The following is an 18,986-nucleotide window of genomic DNA, read 5'->3' on the forward strand; positions in this document are numbered from 1 at the left end:
TACGCGCACCGCGATGCGTGCAGGCGGATCCCGCCGTGCACCGCCTGCGCTGCTACTTGCGCGGACCCAAGATCATGCCATCCAGCTTGCGTTCGCGGCGAACTTTTTCCTGCGCGGCAATCGCGGACTCGCGGTCCGGGTAGGGGCCGAGCACGACGCGGGCCTGCAGATGCGCAGGATAACCCTTGCGCTCGAGTTCGCGACGCATGCTTTCCGCATTGGCGGTATCGAGGAACACGCCAAGCTGGATGAGGTATCCGGGTCCCGGCGGCGGTCCGGCCTGCAAACGCGGCGGCTCGGCCGGCGGGGCTGCAGAGGGGGACGCAGATGTGGCCGTGGGTGCGGCGGGCGAGGCGGTGGCCGGGGCGGCCGGGGCTGCGGCCGCCGGCGATGGCTCGGGCGAAAGCGGCGCCGATGTGGGGACGCTTGCGGCTGTCCAGCCTGGGGGTGACGCCTGGGGAGCGGCAATCGTGGCGGCCGGCTCGCCCTGCGCCGGCGTGGATTGAGTTTCGGCAGTCGGAGCGGGACTGGTTTCCGCCGCTGCCCGCGGTTCCGGCGCGGCCGGCATCGTCTCCGCGGACGTCGCGTCGGCGGCGGGGGGGGGCTGAGACGAGGACGACACCGCAGCCGGCGCCGTGACCGTTTCGGCGGGGGAAGGATCGGCCGCGGGAACGGCGGCCTGAGGCTCGGGCGCCGCCAGTTCGCTCTCCTCCACCAGCCACAGCGATGCGGTCAGCGCCAGGAGGGCGACGATCGCGATCAGTGCCCGCTTCAGGCTGGCCTTGCGCAACGTTTCTGCGGCGGCACCGGCGCCGTCTCCCGCGGTGAGCGATTCGCTCATTGGGCGTTCCCGGACTCGCCGCCCTGGCTGCGCGCCAGCGATTGCACGAGCTCGGCCTCGGCGACGGTGATGCCGCAGCGCTCGGCGATCGCTTCGGCAGCCAGTCCGCGGCGCGCGAACACCAGTGCCTCGTTGTATTCGGGCGAGGCTCCGCGCGTCACGAGCCCTGCATCGGCCTGTTCCTTGTGCGCGCGCAACTGCTCGCGGACCTCGTCGAGTTCGCGCTTCAGATCGGCCAGCGCACTGCCTTGCTGCTCGAGCTCGCGCCGCAGCTGACGGACTTCCAGTTCGTGCTGAAACGCGTCCGGAGCGGTGTCGGTGCCGGCGGGGGCGGGTGCGGGGCGCTCACGACCGTAGAGGGGGCCGGGTTCGTCATCGTCGTCACTTTCCGCGACGACAATTTCGGCAAGCGCGGGCGCCTCGGCCGGCGTGCCGTCCGGCCCGGGCGCCGACATCCGCGGCGCGCGCGATGCGCGGTAGAGCTGGTAGCCGACATAGACCGCAAGAAGGGCGATCGCGGCAAGGATGAGTTCACGCAATCCCATTCGACCTCGCACAGGGGACAGGACAAGAAGGATGGAGCATCGGGAAGGCTGACCGGGAGGCGCGCGACAACGGATAAGTCGGGGATAATACTGGCGGCCCACCCTCCCGACAATGCAGATGGCCTTCGATTCCGCGCTCGCCCTGTTCTGGCTCAAGAAGGCTGTCTCGATCATGGTCCAGCCGCCGCTCGCCCCCCTGCTCGTCATCGCGGCCGGCCTGCTGCTCGCCGCACGCTCGCGGCGCGCCGGACTCAGACTCGCATGGCTCGGCGTCGCGGCCACGCTGCTGCTGTCCACGCCCGCGAGCGTCGGCTGGCTGCTGAACCGTCTCGAAACGGCACCGGTCGTCGATGCGGCGGCAATGCGGCAGGCGCAGGCCATCGTCGTGCTCGGGGCGGGCAAGCGGCGCAATGCGCCGGAATACGGCGGCGAAACGGTGAACCGCCTGGCGCTCGAACGGCTGCGTTACGCGGCACGACTCGCGCGCACGACCGGACTGCCGGTGCTGGTCAGCGGCGGCGCGCCGACGGGCGACATCCCGGAGGCGGTACTGATGCAGGCGACACTGGAAGAGGATTTCAGCGTGCCGGTGCGCTGGGTCGAAAAGGCATCGCTCGATACGCAGCAGAATGCACGATTTTCCGCGCTGCCGCTGCGCGCCGCGGGTGTGAGCCGCATCCTGCTCGTGACTCACGCCGCCCACATGCCGCGCGCGCAGGCGGCATTCGAAGAGGCGGGCCTGCAGGTCATCCCGGCGCCGACGGCGTGGTTGGGCGGCACCGGCGCGGGCGACCAGGTGCTCGGAGAGCTTCCCGGCCCGTCCGCCGCCTACGCCGGCTGGTATGCCGTGCACGAGTGGCTGGGGCTGCTGGCCTATCGCCTGACGCGCTGAGGGGCGCCGAAGCGCTCCCGGCGCGCGGCGGGAAAGCGCGCAGGGGCTTCCCGCGACAGGCAGTGAGTCTATGATGACAGGAAGGCCCGCGAACGAGGCCCCACGACCGCCCGGCCGGCACGTCGGAATCGGGACGGCAAGACAATGATGGCGCGAAAGGAGCAGGCATGAGCGACGCGTCCCCCGACAGCAGCATCGAAACGATCGTCATCCCGCGCGCGAGCGACCTCGGCGGCGGCTTCAAGGTCCTGCGCGTGCTGCCCTCGGCGCAGCGGCGCATGGTCGGCCCCTTCGTCTTCCTCGACCAGATGGGGCCGGTTCAGCTCGACCCCGGCACGGGGCTCGACGTGCGCCCTCACCCGCACATCGGGCTCGCGACCGTCACCTACCTGTTCGACGGCGAGATCCTGCACCGCGACAGTCTCGGCAGCGTGCAGCCGATCCGCCCCGGCGAACTCAACTGGATGACCGCCGGGCGCGGCATCGTGCATTCGGAGCGCACACCGCCCGAACTGCGCCCCACCGGGCCGAAGCTCTCCGGCCTGCAGGCCTGGGTCGGACTGCCGGCGCGCGACGAGGAGATGGCACCGGCGTTCGCACACCATGGCGCCGCCGAACTGCCCGTCATCAGCGAACCCGGCATGCGCATCCGCGTGATCGCCGGCGAGATCTTCGGCGTGCGCTCGCCGGCCGAGACGCGTTCGCCGCTTTTCTACGCCGACGTCACGCTCGTCGCGCAGCAGCGCCTGCACATCCCGGCCTACTACGACGAGCGCGCAGCCTACGTCGTGGAAGGTGCCGTGCGTATCGACGGACAGGCCTATCCGCCCGGCCAGCTGCTGGTCTTCGCCCGCGGCGCGGACATCACGCTTGGCGCGCTGGGGCAGACGCGTCTCATGCTGCTGGGCGGCGACCCGCTGGACGGCCCGCGCTTCGTGTGGTGGAACTTCGTCGCCAGCACGCGCGAACGCATCGAACAGGCGAAGGAAGACTGGCGGGCCGAGCGCTTCGCGCCGGTGCCCGGCGAAACCGAACGCATTCCGCTGCCGTAGCGGCCGCTCCCCGAACCCGCAGGAACGGGGGCGTCGGGCCGGGCTCCCAGCCGTGTCCGCTCGTCAGGCGCCGCGGAAACCCGGCTTGCGCTTCTCGAGGAAGGCGGAAACCCCTTCGACGAAATCGCCCGTGGCGCTGCAGCGCGCGAAGGCCTCGGCCTCGTTCTGCAGCTGAGTTTCGATCTTTGCATCCGCCGACGAGGCCAGCAGGCGCTTGATTTCGCCGTAGGCGTGGCGCGCGCCATTCTGCAGGCGCCCGACCAGCGCTGCGGTTTCGGCGTCGAGTTCCGCAGCGGGGACGACGCGATTGACGAGGCTCAGGCGCAGTGCTTCGGCGGCATCGAAACGGTCGCCCAGGAGCAGCAGTTCCGCCGCCTTGCGCCGTCCCACGATGCGCGGCAGGAACCACGACATGCCGCCATCGGCCGACAGGCCGATCGAGGAATAGGCGGTTGTGAATTTGGCGTTGTCCGCGCACAGCGCGAGGTCGCAGCCCAGCATCAGCGACAGGCCGAAGCCCGCGCAGGCGCCGCGCACCTTGGCGATCACCGGCTGCGGCAGGGACTGCAGGATCTCGACGGCCGGATTGATGTGTTTCTCGATGATCGCGCGGAAGGCCACCATGCGCGCCTGCGGGCCGAGGTGGAACTGCGTCGCGAAATCCTTGAGATCGCCGCCGGCCATGAAATGATCACCGGCGCCGACGAGCACCACGACATCGACATCCTTGAGGTCGCGCAGCGCACGCGTGGCCTGCAGGAAGTCTTCCATCATCTCGATGGACAAGGCATTGAGCTGCGCGGGGCGATTCAGCGTGAGGGTCGCGACGCGGTTTTCGACGGTCAGCAATACGGTGTTGGCCATAAGAATCTATCCTTCCCTGTGATGTCTGCCGCGTCGCGTTTATGTGGTGTGGCGTTCGCGGCCGCGGATTCTGATCCACTAGTATGCCGTGAGACCGCATGGGCTGTAATCCGGCCGGAGCGGGTCAGAGTGCAGGCCTGAAGGTCGTGGCCTGCGGCTACCCTCGGCCGAAACCCGCGCCGGGGCGGCGATGCAAACTCGCCCTGCGGGCTCAGACATGCATCGCCTTGTTTCCCCGTCGCAGGCTCCGGCCTCGGCACGACCCGACAGGCCCTCACCCCGCCCCCGCTCCGACCTCGCGTCGGGGTTTTGCGAAGCCTGTGAAACCCTGCTCTGGATCGCTTCAAACCCGCTCGAACACCCCTGCAGCACCCATCCCGGTGCCGATGCACATCGAGATCATGCCGTAGCGCAGGTTCGCATCGCGCTGCATCGCGCTCATCAGCGTCGCCGTGCGGATCGCCCCGGTCGCACCGAGCGGATGGCCCAACGCGATCGCGCCGCCGAGCGGATTGACCTGTGCCGGGTCGAGGCCGAGCTGACTAATGACCGCCAGTGCCTGCGCCGCGAAGGCCTCGTTGAGTTCGATCCAGTCCAGCTCGCCCTGCGCGACCCCGCCCGCTTTCAAGGCCCGCGGGATCGCCTCCACGGGCCCTATCCCCATGACCTGCGGCGGCACGCCGGCGACCGCATAGCTCACGAAGCGTGCGATCGGCGTCGCGCCGTAGCGCTTCAGCGCCGCCTCGCTCATCAGCAGCACCGCACCTGCGCCGTCCGACATCTGCGAGCTGTTGCCCGCCGTCACCGAGCCGCGAGCCGCGAACACCGGCTTCAGCTTGCCCAACGCTTCCAGCGACGCATCCGCGCGCGGCCCTTCGTCGGTGTCGACCACGCGCTCGACGACGCGCACCGCGCCGCCCTCGCCGGGCAGGTGCGCACGCACCGTGTAGGGGCTAATCTCGTTGCGGAAGAGGCCCGCCGCGATCGCCGCGCAGGCGCGGTGGTTCGAGTGCAGCGCGAAGCTGTCCTGATCCTCGCGGCTCACCTTCCACTGCTGCGCCACCTTCTCGGCGGTGAGGCCCATGCCGAAGGCGATGCCGAGGTTCTCCTGCCTGGCGAAGATCGCCGGGTTGAGGCTGACCTTGTTGCCCATGATCTGCGGCATCGCGCTCATCGACTCGGTGCCGGCGGCGATCATCACGTCTGCCTCGCCCAGCCGGATGCGCGCCGCGGCGTCCGCGACCGCCTGCAGCCCGGACGAGCAGAAGCGGTTGATCGTGATCCCCGGCACCGTGTCGGGCAGGCCCGCCAGCAGCAGGCCGATGCGTGCGACGTTCATGCCCTGCTCGGCTTCCGGCATCGCGCAGCCGACGATCACGTCGCCGATCTCCCGCGCGTCGAGTGCCGGCACTTTCGCGACGACCGAAGCCAGCACGTGCGCGAGCATGTCGTCGGGCCGCACGCTGCGGAACAGCCCGTTCCTCTTGGCGACCGGCGTGCGCGTGGCGGCGACGATATAGGCTTCCTGAATCTGTCTGCTCATGTCCTTATCCCCATCAATTCCTGAGCGGCTTACCGGTTTCGAGCGTGTGTGCGATGCGCTGCTGCGTCTTCTCCTGCCGCAGCAGATCGACGAACAGCGCACGCTCGACGTCGAGGATCCACTCCTCGGACACGCGCGAATTCGTCTCCACTTCGCCGCCACACAGCGCCGTGGCCGCGGCCTTCGCGACCTTGTAGTCGTAGGGCGAGATGAAGCCGCCCTCGGCCATGTTCACCAGCATCAGCTCGCAGGTCGCGATGCCGTTCCTGCCCGCGACCGTCACCGCACGCTGCACGAGCGGCGGGCGGTAGCCCGACTCCGCCAGCGCGCGGGCGCGGCGGATGCCGACATAGAGCAGCTCCTGCGGGTGGAAGACGACGTCGTCGGTGGGTTTCGCGAAACCGAGCTGCACCGCCTCCAGCGCGCTCTTCGCGACGGTCGCCATGGCGACCGTCTGGAAGCTGTTCTGGATGAAGGGGAAGACGTCGCCGCCCGCGGCCTTCTGCGCGAGGTAGTGCGCCTGCAGCGCGAACTCCTTGCTGCCGCCGCCGGCCGGGATCAGGCCGACGCCCGCCTCGACGAGGCCGACGTAGCTCTCCAGCGCCAACACGCGGTGCGCCGAGTGCATCGCGAACTCGCAGCCGCCACCCAGCGCCAGGCCCTGGATCGCCGCAACGACCGGCACCTGCGCGTGCTTCAGGCGCATCGACGCACGCTGGAACTTCGCGACCGTGCGCTCGAGCATGTCGAACTTCCCGGCCTTGCACGCCTCGACGACCTGGTACAGGTTCGCGCCGACCGCGAACGGCGCGGGATGCCACAGCACGAGGCCGTCAAGGTCCGTCTCGGCACGCGCGACCGCCTCCAGCAGGCCGTCCAGCACCTCGTCGCCGATTGCGTGCTGCTTCGACCTGAAGGACAGGATGCCGATGCGGGCATCCTGGTCGGGGCGCGTCCACAGCCGCACGCCTTCGTTCTCCCACAGCGTCTCGCCGCGCTCGGCCGGCGCCTCGCCGAGTACCTGCTCGGGGTAGAGCTGGCGCTTGTACACCGGGAGGTCGCGGCGCGGCTTGAGCGCGTTCCCGGTCGCGGAGTACGAACCGCCCGCCTCATGCACGCCCTTGCGCTCGAACACCCAGGCCGGCAGCGGCACCTTCGCCATCGCGCGCCCATGGTCGATGTCGAGCTGGATCGCCTTCGCGATCTCGCTCCAGTCGGCCGCCTGCCAGGTCTCGAACGGGCCCTGCGCCCAGCCGAAGCCCCAGCGCATCGCGAGATCGATGTCGCGCGCGCTGTCGGCGATGTCCCCGAGATGCACGGCGCAGTAATGGAACACGTCGCGGAAGATGGACCACAGAAACTGTGCCTCCAGCAGCTCGCTCGCCGCCAGCAGCGAGAAGCGCTCGACCGGATCCTTCGTCTTCAGCATCGTCTCGACCGCCGGGATCACGTCGCCCGCGCTCGGGCGGTAGTCGCCGGTTTTCAGGTCCAGCACCTGGATCTGCTTGCCTTCCTTGCGGTAGATGCCGGCGCGCGTCTTCTGCCCCAGCGCGCCCTTCGCGATCAGCGCCTGCAGCCACTCGGGCACTCGGAAGTGGGCATGCCACGGATCGTCGGGCAGCGTCGCCTGCATCGTGCCGACGACGTGGGCCAGCGTGTCGAGGCCGACGACGTCCGCGGTGCGGTAGGTCGCGCTCTTGGGGCGCCCGATCAGCGGGCCGGTGAGGCCGTCGACCTCGTCGAACCCCAAGCCGAGGCGCGCCGTGTGGTGCATCACCGCGAGGATCGAGAACACGCCGACGCGGTTGGCGACGAAGTTCGGCGTGTCCTTCGCACGCACGATGGATTTGCCGAGCCGCGTCGTCAGCCAGCTTTCGAGCTGGTCGAGCATCGCGGCTTCCGTGTCCCGCGTCGCGATCAGCTCGACCAGCGACATGTAGCGCGGCGGATTGAAGAAATGGATGCCGCAGAAGCGCCCGCGCAGCGCGGCGGGCATCCCTTCGGCAAGGCGGTTGATCGACAGCCCCGAAGTGTTTGAGGCGAAGACCGCGTCCGGGCGGATGAAGGGCGCGACCTTGGCGTACAGGTCCAGCTTCCACTCCATCTTCTCGGCGATTGCCTCGATGATGAGGTCGCATTCGCGCAGCTTGTCGAGGTCGGCGCCGTAGTTCGCCGCGTCGATGAATCCCGCCCGGTCCTTCGCCGCCAGCGGCGCGGGATCGAGCTTCTTCAGGCCGGCGAGCGCCTTGTCGACGATCGCGTTGGGCTTGCCGTCCTTCGCCGGCAGGTCGAACAACAGCACCGGCACATCGGCGTTCGCGCAGTGGGCGGCGATCTGCGCCCCCATCACGCCCGCGCCGAGCACCGCGACCTTGCGGATGATGAAATTGCTCATGCCAACTCTCCGGTCAATGCTAATGACATACCGTCGGCGCAGCCGTGGCCCACGGTGGATGATGCATTCTTCTTTTTAGCGGATGGATGCGGCGGATGCCGCGAAAAGGGCAGCGGCGCAATGCGACCGCCGCCCCCGCATCACGAGGTCAGAACGCCATCGAATACTGCGCGCCGAGGATCCACACGCTGGACGTATACTCCCCGGTCACGCGGCCGCGGCCATCGGCGAGCTGGTTGTTGTCGATCTTGGTCTTGGGCACGTAGAGGTAGGACGCACCCAGATCGAGCGTGTTGCTCTTGCTCACCTTCCACTGCCCACCGAAGGAGAACCAGGTGCGGTCGTTGTCGGGCAGCGACACGAGGCGGCGCTCCTTGTCCTTCACCGGCGTCTGGTCGTAGGCGATGCCGAACTTGAGCTTCCAGGCGTCGTTGAGGAGGTAGTTGGCGCCCAGCGCGACGCGCCACGTATCCTTGAAATCAGCTTCGAGCGTTTGTGCGGTGGTGCCCGCAATTCGCCCCGAATCGCGCACGATCGGAACGTCCTTCACGCTGCTCCAACCGGTCCATGACAGATCCCCAAGCATCTCCCAGCGGTCGCTGAGTTTTTGCGTGGTACTAATGATGAAGGTGTCGGGTAATTCAACGTCCACCTTGGCATCTGCGGTCTGAAGGCGAGGGTCGAGTGCGCCGAACTGGGCGGCCCCCCCAGCAATTTTCAAATCACCCTTGAGCTTGTGATCGACCTTCGACCGGTAGGACACGCCAACCTTCGTCGACGGCGACAGCGTGAACAATGCACCGACGTTCCAGCCCCATGCGTCGTTGTCGACCTCCAGCTTCGCAGTCGAGGACGCCAGAGGCACCGGACCGAGGTTCGACACTGCGATGATGCGTTCGTACTCCGCCTCCATGCGCTGCCAGTTAACCCCGACGCCCAGCGACACCTTGTCATTGACGCGCCACGCAAGCGAAGGATTGATGTTGATCGTCTTGATCTCGAACTTGTTCGCCTGTGCGCTGCCCACCCACCTGTCACCGTAGTCGGTGACGAGACCGAAGGGACCGCTGAAGCCGACGCCCAGATAGAGATCCTTGTCGAGCGCCCATGACAGGTAGGCATTGGGAATCGCCGCCCAGTCGCCCGCATCGTCGCCATTGCCGGACAAAGCACCGCCGACCGAGCCCTTGTCCTTGAACTCAAAGCTCGGCCGCACCGCCGAGATCCCCAGCGAAACCTCGCGCGCCTGCAGCTGCGTCATGCCCGCCGGGTTGAAGAAGATCGTGCTGGCGTTCTCGGCCACCGCGGCCGAACCCGCATAGGCGTTGCCGATGCCACTGGCGTTCTGCTCGAGCAACTGGAAACCGGCGGCCGAAGCCGCGCCGGACCCGAGTGCGAGCAGGGCGGCAGGCAGCAGGCGGGCGATCGTCGTTTTCTTCATGGGTCTCATCTCCTCGTGATTTGTCTGTGCAACTTCGGCGCTACATTCCGGACCCGCAGCGCAGTCTCCCCGGATACGCGCGACCCCCGGCACCGCGGGGCCGCGCAAGATTCATCGAATGGAGTTCAGGCAGGCGGAACGGGCCGCTTGCGCCCCTTGTCGTCGAGCGCGACATACGTCAGCGTCGCCTCGGTGACCTTCACGACGACCGGGTTCTCGGGGTCGCGCTCGGCATACACCTCGACGTCTACAGTGATCGAAGTGCGCCCGACGGACACTACTTCGGCATAAAAACTTACAAGGTCGCCGACCGACACGGGCTGCTTGAACACGAAGGAGTTCACCGCCACGGTCGCGGTACGACAACGCGCTCGGCGGTGCGCGGGAATCGCACCGGCGATGTCGACCATCGCCATGATCCAGCCGCCGAAGACGTCGCCTGACGGATTCAGGTCGGCCGGCATCGGCATCACGCGCAAGGCCGGCTGCTTGTTCTCGGGTAGTTTCACCGGCTCGGTCGCGGCTTCGCTCATCAGACTCCCCTTGCGCTCACGCTGGATGGACAACGGCATTCTGCGGTCCGGCCGGAACCGCATCGGACGGCCCTTTCCCCACTTCCGGGGAATGATACAGCGGGCCGCCCGTGAAGGGGGCGAAGCCCGTTCCGAAAATGATTCCGGCATCGGCCAGATCGGCATCCGCGACCACCCCCTGCTCGACGCAGCGGCGCGCTGCGGAGATCAGCGGCGCAAGGATGCGCTCGGCCAGCCCGACAGGAATCGTCCCGGCCGCAGCCTTCTGCGCCTTGCCCTCGGCCCAGCGGTAATAGCCCTGCCCGCTTTTGCGGCCGAGCTGCCCGGCGGCGACCAGCGCCATCAGCTTCGGCGGCGGCTCGGCGCCCACACCGGCCAGCGCCTTGCCGGCAGCGACCGCTATGTCGAGACCGACCGTATCGACCAGCTCGACCGGCCCCATCGGCATGCCGAACGCGACCAGCGCGGCGTCGATCGTCTCCGGCGCGATGCCCTCCTCGACGCAGCGCAGTGCCTCCAGCATGTAGGGGCCCAGCACCGCATTCACGAGGAAACCCGGCGCGCTCTTCACCGGCAGCGGCAGCTTGTCGAGGCGGCGCACGAAGGCCGCCGCGCGCCGCAGCGCCTCGTCGTCCGACTGTTCCCCGCGCACCACCTCGACCAGCGGCATCAGCGCGACCGGGTTGAAGAAGTGGATGCCGACGAGCCGGCGCGGGGCCGTCAATCCGGTAGCGATATCCTCGATGCGCAGGCTCGACGTGTTGGTCGCGAGCACCGCCTCGGGCTTCGCGCGCCGCTCGATCTCGGCGAACAGCGCACGCTTGGCGTCGAGGTTCTCGAAGATCGCCTCGATCACGAGGTCGGCCCGCGCCGCGCCGTGGCCGGCCGGATCGGGGATCAGCCGGTCGAGCGCGAAGCGCACCTGGCGCTGCTCGCCGCGCGTCTTGCGCTCGAAGAGCTTGGCTGCGCGCGCGACGGCCGGGGCGATGCGTTCGACCGACTGGTCCTGCAGCGTCACCGTCATGCCGGCCCACGCGCACAGCGCGGCGATGTCGCCACCCATCACGCCGGCGCCGACGACATGCACGTGGCGCGGCGCGAAGTCCGAGTCTTTTCCGAAGCCCTTCAGCCGCTCCTGCAGGAAGAACACGCGCACGAGGTTCTTCGCGGTCGGCGAGCGGAAGATCGCCTCCAGCGAGGCCGGGTCGTCGGCCGGCACCGCGAGCGCGTTGCCGCCGTGCTTCTGCCAGATGTCGAGGATCGCGTAGGGCGCCGGGTAATGCTCGCGTCGCGCCTTCGCCGCGACCTGCGCGCGTGCCTTGTTCGCGACGAGCGCCTTCAGCGGGCCGTTCAGCAGCGTCTGCACGAGGGGCAGCGCACGCGGCGGCTGGCCGGACAGCACCAGCATGCGCGCGGCGTTCTCCATCACGCGCGTCGGCACGCAGGCATCGGCGAGGCCCAGTTTCTGCGCGCGACGCGCATCGAGGCTCTTGCCGGTGAGCATCATGTCGAGCGCCGCGGCCGGCCCGATCAGCTCCGGCAGGCGCTTCATGCCGCCCCAGCCGGGCACGATGCCCAGCATCACCTCGGGCAGCGCGAGCTTGGTGCCGGGCTCATCTACGACGATGCGGTAGCGGCATGCCAGCGCAAGCTCCAGCCCGCCGCCGAGGCAATGGCCGCGGATCAGCGCGACCGTCGGGAATTTCAGGCGCGCGAGCCAGTTGAAAAGCTCCCAGCCGCGCTGCACGAGATCGCGCGCGCCCTGCGCCGAGTCGATGCGCGTGAACTCCTCGATATCCGCGCCGGCAACGAAACCGGCCGGCTTCGCCGAGGCGATGATCAGCCCCTTGGGCGGATCCGCTTCGAGCTGCGCGAACACCGCGGCGAGTTCGTCGAGCAGTTCGCGCGACAGGGTGTTGGCGCTTGCGCCGGCGCGGTCGAGATAGAGCCATGCGAGACCCGACTCGTCCCCCTTGCGCGCGAGCACCAGATGCTTGAATTCGCTCATCACAGCGCCTCCACCAGCATCGCGCCGCCCTGCCCGCCGCCGATGCAGATGCTGGCGATGCCGCGCTTAAGGCCCTGCCGGCGCAGCACGTTCAGCAGATGCAGCACGATGCGCGCGCCGCTGGCGCCGACCGGGTGGCCCTGCGCGATTGCGCCGCCGTCGAGGTTGAGCTTCGCCTCGTCGAGGCGGCCGAAGGCATCGTCGAGTCCGAGTTCGTCGCGGCAATAGTCCGCGTCGTCCCAGGCCCGCAGGCAGGCGATCACCTGCGCCGCGAAGGCCTCGTTGATCTCCCACGCGTCGATGTCGGCGAGCGCGAGGTCGTGGCGCCGCAGGATAGGCGTCGCGGCGTGCACCGGGCCGAGGCCCATCTGCGCGGGGTCGAGGCCCGCCCACTGGCTGTCGGCGATGCGCCCGAGCGGCACGAGGCCGTGGCGTTCGACCGCTTCCGCGGACGCGAGGATCAGCCACGCCGCACCGTCGGTGATCTGCGAGCTGTTGCCGGCGGTCACGCGGCCGTACTTGCGGTCGAAGAAGGGCTTGAGCTTGGCGAGGTTCTCCGGCGTGGAGTCGGCGCGCACGCCGTCGTCGTCGGCGTACACGGTGCCGTCGCGGTCGATCAGCGGCACGATCTCATGGAAATGCCCGGCCTCGCGCGCCGCCAGCACGTGGGCGTGGCTGCGCGCGGCGAAGGTGTCCATCTCGGCGCGCGAGATGCCGAAGCGGTGCGCGAGGTTCTCGGCGGTCTGGCCCATCAGCTGGCCCACGATGGGGTCGGTGAGCCCCTTCATGATGCCGATCACCGGTGCGAGGTAGCCGCGCCTGAAGCGGCGCAGCGCGCCGAGCTTGTCGCCGACGGTCTTCGTCGCGTACCAGCCCGAGAGCCAGCGCACCATCGCGTCGGAGAGCAGCAGCGGTGCGCGCGACAGGGCATCGACGCCGCCCGCGAGCACGAGATCCGAGCGTCCGGCCTGGATGTTCGCGATCGCCGAATCGAGCGCCTGCATGCCGGAGGCGCAGTTCCTCATCACGGTCCAGCCCGGCACCTTCTGCCCGCAGCCCATGCGCAGCGCGACGACGCGGCCGATGTTGACCTCGTCGGGCGAAGGGCTCGCGCAGCCGAGGATCACCTCGTCGAGTTCGTCCGGCGCGAAACGCTGGCGCGCGAGCAGCGCGGCGCCGGCCGCGGTCGCGAGGTCCGAGGCCGCGAACGGCCCCGGCGTGTTGCGCGACTTGAGGAAGGGCGTGCGTGCGCCGTCGATGATGAAGATGTCGCGGGTCATGCAGCAGCCTTCACCGTCGCGGGCGACTGCGACGCGATCACGCCGAGCGCGTCACGCAGGCCGAAGTCGTAGGGAAAGTCATCGACGCGGATCACCTTGTCGCGCAGCTCGCCGCGACGCTGGAGCAGCGCAAACTCGTCGGCGGTGATCACGCCCGCGTCGAAGGCGCGCTGCCACAGCGCATCGACACCGCCGCCCACGAGCAGGCCCGGCACGAAGCGGCCTTCCTTCTGCGCCTGGCGCACCTTGGCCTCGACCGGCTCGGCGGCGATCGTCGCGGCGAGCGCGGCCTCGGCGGCCGCGACCGGTTCTTCGAGATCGCTCGGCAGATACACGTCGGAGGTCAGCCGGTCGCGCGTCGCCGACGGCGCGATCAGCAGCTTGGCGACCTCGTGGCCGAGCTGGTCCGACGGCACGACATAGGGCCGCCCGAGCGGGAACACCACGATGCGGCGCAGGAGCGTCGCGAAGAGTTTGTTCGGGAAGTTCGCGATCACGCCCTCGAAGGCGTTCTGCGCCTTGAACATGCAGTCCCAGATCGCCCAGTGCATCAGCGGCGCGTCGGCGGCCTGGCGGCCTTCGGCCTCGTAGCGGCGCAGCACCGCGGAGGCGAGGTACATCAGCGACAGGATGTCGCCCAGGCGCGCGGAGAGCTTCTCCTTGCGCTTCAGCGCACCGCCCATCGTGCCCATCGAGATATCGGAAATGAAGGCGAACGCCGCCGAGAAGCGCGTGAGCTGCTGGTAATAGCGCCGCGTCTCGGGGGCAATGTTGTCGGGCACGCCGACGAAGTGCGAGCCGGTGAGGCCCATCACCAGCGCGCGCGCGGCGTTCGACACCGTGTAGCCGACGTGGCCCCACAGGGCCGTGTCGAAGGCCGCGAGCGCGTTGCCCTGCGCGGCGTGCATCTCGTCGAGCACGTAGGGATGGCAGCGGATCGCGCCCTGGCCGAAGAGGATCAGGCTGCGCGTGAGGATGTTCGCGCCCTCGACCGTGATGCCGACCGGGATCTGCTGGTAGGCGCGACCGAGGACGTTCTGCGGCCCGAGGCAGATGCCCTTGCCGCCGATCACGTCCATGCCGTCATTGACGGTCTGGCGCGCCCGCTCGGTGACGTGGTACTTCACGATCGCGGACACCACCGAGGGCTTCTCGCCGAGATCCACCGCCCCGGCCGTCATCACGCGCGCCGCGTCGCTGAGATAGGTGTTCGCGCCGATGCGAGTGAGCGCCTCCTCGACGCCCTCGAAGCGGCCGATGGCGGTCTTGAACTGGTAGCGCACGCGCGCATAGGCACCAACGGCGCGCGCCGTCATCTTCTGCATGCCGGTGTTGGAACCGGGCAGCGAGATCGAGCGGCCCGCCGCGAGGCACTCCATCAGCATGCGCCAGCCCTGCCCGGCCATCTTCGGCCCGCCGATGATGAAGTCGAGCGGCATGAAGACGTCAGTGCCGCGCACCGGCCCGTTCATCCAGATGCCGTTGAGCGGGAAGTGGCGACGGCCGGTGTCCACGCCGGGGTGATCGGCCGGCACCAGCGCGCAGGTGATGCCGAGATCCGGCTCGCTGCCGAGCAGGCCGTCCGGGTCGTAGAGGCGGAAGGCCAGCCCGAACACCGTGCATACCGGGGCGAGCGTGATGTAGCGCTTGTCGAACGAGACGCGCATGCCGAGCACCTCGCGCCCCTGCCACAAGCCCTTGCACACGACGCCCGCGTCGGGGATGGACGCCGCGTCGGAGCCCGCCCACGGGCTGGTCAGCGCAAAGGCCGGAATTTCCAGCCCCTTCGCGAGCCGCGGCAGATAATGGGATTTCTGCTCCGGCGTGCCGTAGTGCAGCAGCAGCTCCGCGGGGCCGAGCGAGTTCGGCACCATCACCGTGATCGCCGGCGCCGAGGCGCGCGTCGACAGCTTGGTCACGACCTGGGAGTGGGCATAGGCCGAGAAGCCCTTCCCGCCATACTCCTTCGGGATGATCATGCCTAGGAAGCCCTTGTCCTTGATGTACTGCCACACCTCGGGCGAGAGATCCTGGCGCAGGTTGTCCTGCCAGTCATTGGTGAGCCGGCACAGCTCGGAGGTCTCGTTATCGAGGAAGGCGCGCTCCTCGGGCGTGAGCGTGGGCCACGGGTAATCGAGCAGCTTGGCCCACGTCGGCGCACCGCGGAAGAGCTCGCCCTCCCACCACACCGTGCCCGCCTCCAGCGCATCACGCTCGGTCTGCGACATCGACGGCAGCGCCGCGCGGAAGGCGCGGAAGATCGGCGCAGTGACCAGAGCGCGGCGCACGGGCCGCAGCAGGAAGAGCGCCATCACGCCCGCGAATACCGCCAGCGCCGCAGTAATCGCCGCCGGCGACCAGCCCCCGGCCCAGCCGGCCGCCGCCAGCCAGCCCAACCCGACCCCTGCCCAGGCAAAAAGGGGCGCTCGCCCGTAGGCGAGCGCGATTGCCAAGGGAGGGAGCAAAGCGATGAACCACCAGATCATTGTCGTCTCCTCTATCGTTCAGGATCCGCCCCGGCGCGATCTGCGTCGCGCGTCATTCCGGGACCGGTCCGCATTCGGTTCATTGGGTGCGGTGCGCACCCTTTCCGTTCTCGCCCGGCACGCCCTGCCCCGGCAGCGGCGCACGCAGCCCGCCGAGCAGGAAGGACATCAGGCGCGGCAGCAGCCGCTCCGGGTCGGCGTCGTCGAACGTGCCAGCAAAGAGTTGCAGCGCATCGGTGCCGGCGATCGCGTAGGACATCGCCCCCATCATGAAATGGAAGCGCCACAGGATTTCCTCGCGCGGCACGTCGGGCAGCGCGCGGTACAGCGCGGCGAGGAAGCGCTCGACCGCCTCTGCGTATTCCTCGGCGAGGAACTGGCGCACGAAGCCGTTGGGTTCCGTATAGGTTCGACCAAGCAGGCGCATGAAGGTGTGACCGCCGTGCGCGGTATCCGCTGCCATCTCCAGCGCGGTGCCGAAGAAGGCCTCGACGATGCGGCTGGGCTTGAGGGGCGCACCCTGCGCCTCCGCCTCCAGCCGGTCGAGCACCGCCAGGCGCCGCCGGTTGAGCTCGGTGAGGCGGCGCCTGAACACCTCCTGGATCAGCGCATCCTTGCTGCCGAAGTGGTAATTCACCGCCGCGATGTTGGCATCCGCGCGGCTCGTGATCATGCGCATCGTCGTCGCCTCGAAGCCGTGTTCGACGAACAGGGCCTCGGCCGCATCGAGGATGCGGTCGCGGGTTTCGGGGGCGGGTTGTCGGTCGCTGGGAGCGCGCATGATGAAACGTATGAATCAAACAGTTGTTTGAATCATACGTTTCATTGATTGAGTGTCAAGAAATTTTGATGCGGTGGTGCACCAACGCGGACTCGCCTTGCCCGAAACGGAGAAGCGCAGGCCAGCAAACGATTCGCCGCAAAAAATAAGAGCCGGGACTCTCGTCCCGGCTCGCAGCGATGGGGGCGCCCCGCAGGGCGGCCCGGGCGCTTATTCCTTCGGGTCGCGCTTGAGCAGTTCGGCGACCTTGATGCCGACTTCCGGCGTGCCGCCGAAGGCGGTGCCCGTCTTGCCCTTGGCGAAGTTGTTCATGCCGTGGGTGTAGTCGGCCGCCGACAGCGGCACGTACTTCACTTCCTTGACCAGTTGCGGCGCGTTCTTCAGGTAGTACTCGACGAACTCCTTGACCTCGGGCTTCTCTGCGGCGGCCTTTGCGCTGACGTAGATGAAGATCGGACGCGCCAGCGGCTGGTAGCTGCCGTCCATCACGGTATCGAAGCCCGGCGCGACGCCCGCGGACGCGCCCTTGGCAACGACCGGCACCGCACGCAGCTTGGACTTGTTCTCGAGGTAGTAGGCCAGGCCGAAGTAGCCGAGGCCGCCCTTGTTGCGCGACACGCCCTGCACGAGCACGTTGTCGTCCTCGGATGCGGTGAAGTCGCCGCGGCTCGCCTTCTCCTTGCCGTTGATGGCGTCGGTGAAGTAGTCGAAGGTGCCCGAATCGGCGCCAGGGCCGTACAGCGCGAGCGGCTGGTCGGGCCAGGCGGGATTGACGTCGCTCCACTTCGCGATCTTGCCCTGGGCTGCCGGCTCCCACATGGCCTTCAGTTCCTCGACCTTCACTTCCTTGAGCCAGGTGTTGTCGTTGTTCACCACGACGGTGATCGCGTCGTAGGCGACGGGCAACTCGATGTACTTGATGCCGGCCTGGGCGCAGGCCTCCATCTCCTTCTTCGAGATCGGGCGCGAGGCGTTCGAGACGTCGGTCTCGCCGCGGCAGAATTTCTTGAAGCCGCCGCCCGTGCCGGAGATGCCGATCGTGACCTTGACGGCGTTCTTCCTGGCCTTCTGGAACTCCTCGCCGACGGCCTCGGAGATCGGATAGACCGTGCTCGAACCGTCGACCTTGATCAGGGTTTCGGCATGGACGGTGCCAGCCACGGCGAGCAGCAGCGAGGACAGGGCGAGAGACTTGCGAACAACCATCGGACTTGCTCCGGTATGTGGAAGACAGGTCGTCATGCTGGAGGGCGCGCGTTACACGAACATGTTGGGCGTGTTACAGACACATGACATCGCGCGGCGGCGACCCGCGGCCGATGCCGTCAGGATCGCGTGCGGTAGGCGTCAGCGCCGGTCGCGCCGTTCGCTCCATTCGCGCGCGGTGCGTTCGAGGTGTTGCAGGAACACCGTCGCGACCGGCGAGAGGCGCTTGCCGCGCGGGTACAGCGTGAACCAGCTCGACTGGAGCGGGAAACCGGCAACGTCGAGGATCGCGAGCTGGTCGTCCGCGGGCCGTGCGCCCAGGGCGTGACGCGAGATCACCGCGAGGCCCAGGCCGCCCGCGACGGCCTGCTTGATCGCTTCGTTGCTGCCGAGTTCGAGGCGCACCCGCGGGACGAAGGCGTTGCGCGCAAAATGCGCATCGCAAGCGAGGCGCGTGCCGGAGCCGCGCTCGCGCAGGATGAAGCGCTCGCCGCCAAGGTCGATGAGTTCGATCCGCCGTCCGGCCAGCGGGTGCCCCTCGGAGGCGATCACGACCAGCGGATTGGGCAGGAAGGCGTGACGTTCGAGGTCGAGGTTCTCCGGCGGCATCGACATGATGTAGAGGTCGTCGCGGTTCTCGCGCAGACGGGCGACCACGCCGTCGCGGTTGAGCACTTCGAGCGAGATGTCGATGTTCGGGTGCTCCGCGCAGAAACTGCCCAGCAGGCGCGGCACGAAGTACTTCGCGGTGCTCACCAGCGCCACCCGCAGCCGCCCGCGCTCCAACCCCTTCATCGAGTCGATCGTCTGCCCGAACGCGAGCCACTCGTCGAGCATCGCCCGCGCGGTTTCCGCCAGCGCCTCGCCGGCCGGGGTGAGGTAGAGGCGCTTGCCGATCTGTTCGTATAGCGGCAGGCCCACGGCCTCGGCAAGCTCGCGCAGCTGCATCGACACGGTGGGCTGCGTGACGTGGCAGGCCTCGGCGGCGGCGGTAACGCTGCCGTGCTCGGCGAGCGCAAGGAAGAGGCGCAGCTGGCGGAAGGTCGCATTCATAGAGTTTTATCGATGCACATCATCATGAATATCGATTATTAATTATTTTCACCCATCGCTAACATC

15 protein-coding genes are annotated in these 18,986 nt (G+C 68.5%); 2 read left to right on the forward strand and 13 right to left on the reverse strand.

The window, feature by feature from the left end; genetic code table 11:
* Positions 1–52: 52 nt before the first annotated feature.
* Positions 53–841: an SPOR domain-containing protein gene (locus U5817_RS23225; protein WP_407278991.1), complete on the reverse strand. Its 789-nt coding sequence runs from the start codon at positions 839–841 to the stop codon at positions 53–55.
* A complete protein-coding gene (locus tag U5817_RS23230) occupies positions 838–1,386 on the reverse strand; it encodes a DUF2802 domain-containing protein (RefSeq protein WP_169132535.1) in 549 nt (182 codons plus the stop codon). Before U5817_RS23230 ends, U5817_RS23225 begins: the two co-directional genes overlap by 4 nt.
* 118 nt (positions 1,387–1,504) lie before the next feature.
* Between U5817_RS23230 and U5817_RS23235 the strand changes: the two genes are divergently transcribed.
* Together U5817_RS23235 and U5817_RS23240 are read left to right on the forward strand one after the other, a co-directional pair.
* A complete protein-coding gene (locus tag U5817_RS23235; protein WP_407278992.1) occupies positions 1,505–2,278 on the forward strand; it encodes a YdcF family protein in 774 nt (257 codons plus the stop codon).
* 167 nt (positions 2,279–2,445) lie between these two features.
* On the forward strand, positions 2,446–3,330 hold the full coding sequence (locus U5817_RS23240; RefSeq protein WP_169132533.1) for a pirin family protein: 885 nt from the start codon (positions 2,446–2,448) through the stop codon (positions 3,328–3,330).
* A gap of 63 nt (positions 3,331–3,393) precedes the next feature.
* On the opposite strand, the gene U5817_RS23245 is transcribed toward U5817_RS23240, so the two are convergent.
* The 11 genes from U5817_RS23245 to U5817_RS23295 form a co-directional block, all read right to left on the reverse strand.
* Positions 3,394–4,194 carry an enoyl-CoA hydratase/isomerase family protein gene (locus tag U5817_RS23245; RefSeq protein ID WP_407278993.1) on the reverse strand — a complete coding sequence of 267 codons (801 nt, stop codon included), beginning with the start codon at positions 4,192–4,194 and terminating at the stop codon, positions 3,394–3,396.
* A gap of 343 nt (positions 4,195–4,537) precedes the next feature.
* Positions 4,538–5,737, reverse strand: coding sequence for an acetyl-CoA C-acyltransferase (locus U5817_RS23250; protein WP_407278994.1), 1,200 nt, complete (start codon positions 5,735–5,737; stop codon positions 4,538–4,540).
* 13 nt (positions 5,738–5,750) lie between these two features.
* Complete coding sequence (locus U5817_RS23255; protein ID WP_407278995.1) at positions 5,751–8,132, reverse strand: 3-hydroxyacyl-CoA dehydrogenase/enoyl-CoA hydratase family protein; 2,382 nt, start codon at positions 8,130–8,132, stop codon at positions 5,751–5,753.
* A 148-nt stretch (positions 8,133–8,280) separates the two neighbouring features.
* Positions 8,281–9,573, reverse strand: a complete 1,293-nt coding sequence (locus U5817_RS23260; protein WP_407278996.1) for an OmpP1/FadL family transporter — start codon at positions 9,571–9,573, stop codon at positions 8,281–8,283.
* Between the two features lie 125 nt (positions 9,574–9,698).
* On the reverse strand, positions 9,699–10,106 hold the full coding sequence (locus U5817_RS23265; RefSeq protein WP_169132527.1) for an acyl-CoA thioesterase: 408 nt from the start codon (positions 10,104–10,106) through the stop codon (positions 9,699–9,701).
* Between the two features lie 16 nt (positions 10,107–10,122).
* Complete coding sequence (locus U5817_RS23270) at positions 10,123–12,114, reverse strand: 3-hydroxyacyl-CoA dehydrogenase NAD-binding domain-containing protein (protein WP_407278997.1); 1,992 nt, start codon at positions 12,112–12,114, stop codon at positions 10,123–10,125.
* A complete protein-coding gene (locus U5817_RS23275; protein WP_407278998.1) occupies positions 12,114–13,394 on the reverse strand; it encodes an acetyl-CoA C-acetyltransferase in 1,281 nt (426 codons plus the stop codon). Before U5817_RS23275 ends, U5817_RS23270 begins: the two co-directional genes overlap by 1 nt.
* Positions 13,391–15,880 carry an acyl-CoA dehydrogenase gene (locus U5817_RS23280; RefSeq protein ID WP_407278999.1) on the reverse strand — a complete coding sequence of 830 codons (2,490 nt, stop codon included), beginning with the start codon at positions 15,878–15,880 and terminating at the stop codon, positions 13,391–13,393. Before U5817_RS23280 ends, U5817_RS23275 begins: the two co-directional genes overlap by 4 nt.
* A gap of 79 nt (positions 15,881–15,959) precedes the next feature.
* Positions 15,960–16,661, reverse strand: coding sequence for a TetR/AcrR family transcriptional regulator (locus U5817_RS23285; RefSeq protein ID WP_407279000.1), 702 nt, complete (start codon positions 16,659–16,661; stop codon positions 15,960–15,962).
* 210 nt (positions 16,662–16,871) lie between these two features.
* Positions 16,872–17,867, reverse strand: a complete 996-nt coding sequence (locus U5817_RS23290; protein WP_407279001.1) for a PstS family phosphate ABC transporter substrate-binding protein — start codon at positions 17,865–17,867, stop codon at positions 16,872–16,874.
* 141 nt (positions 17,868–18,008) lie between these two features.
* On the reverse strand, positions 18,009–18,920 hold the full coding sequence (locus U5817_RS23295; RefSeq protein WP_407279002.1) for a LysR family transcriptional regulator: 912 nt from the start codon (positions 18,918–18,920) through the stop codon (positions 18,009–18,011).
* Positions 18,921–18,986: the final 66 nt, after the last annotated feature.

It is taken from the genome of Aromatoleum evansii (assembly GCF_045689615.1).
GTDB classification, from domain to species: Bacteria; Pseudomonadota; Gammaproteobacteria; order Burkholderiales; family Rhodocyclaceae; genus Aromatoleum; species Aromatoleum evansii.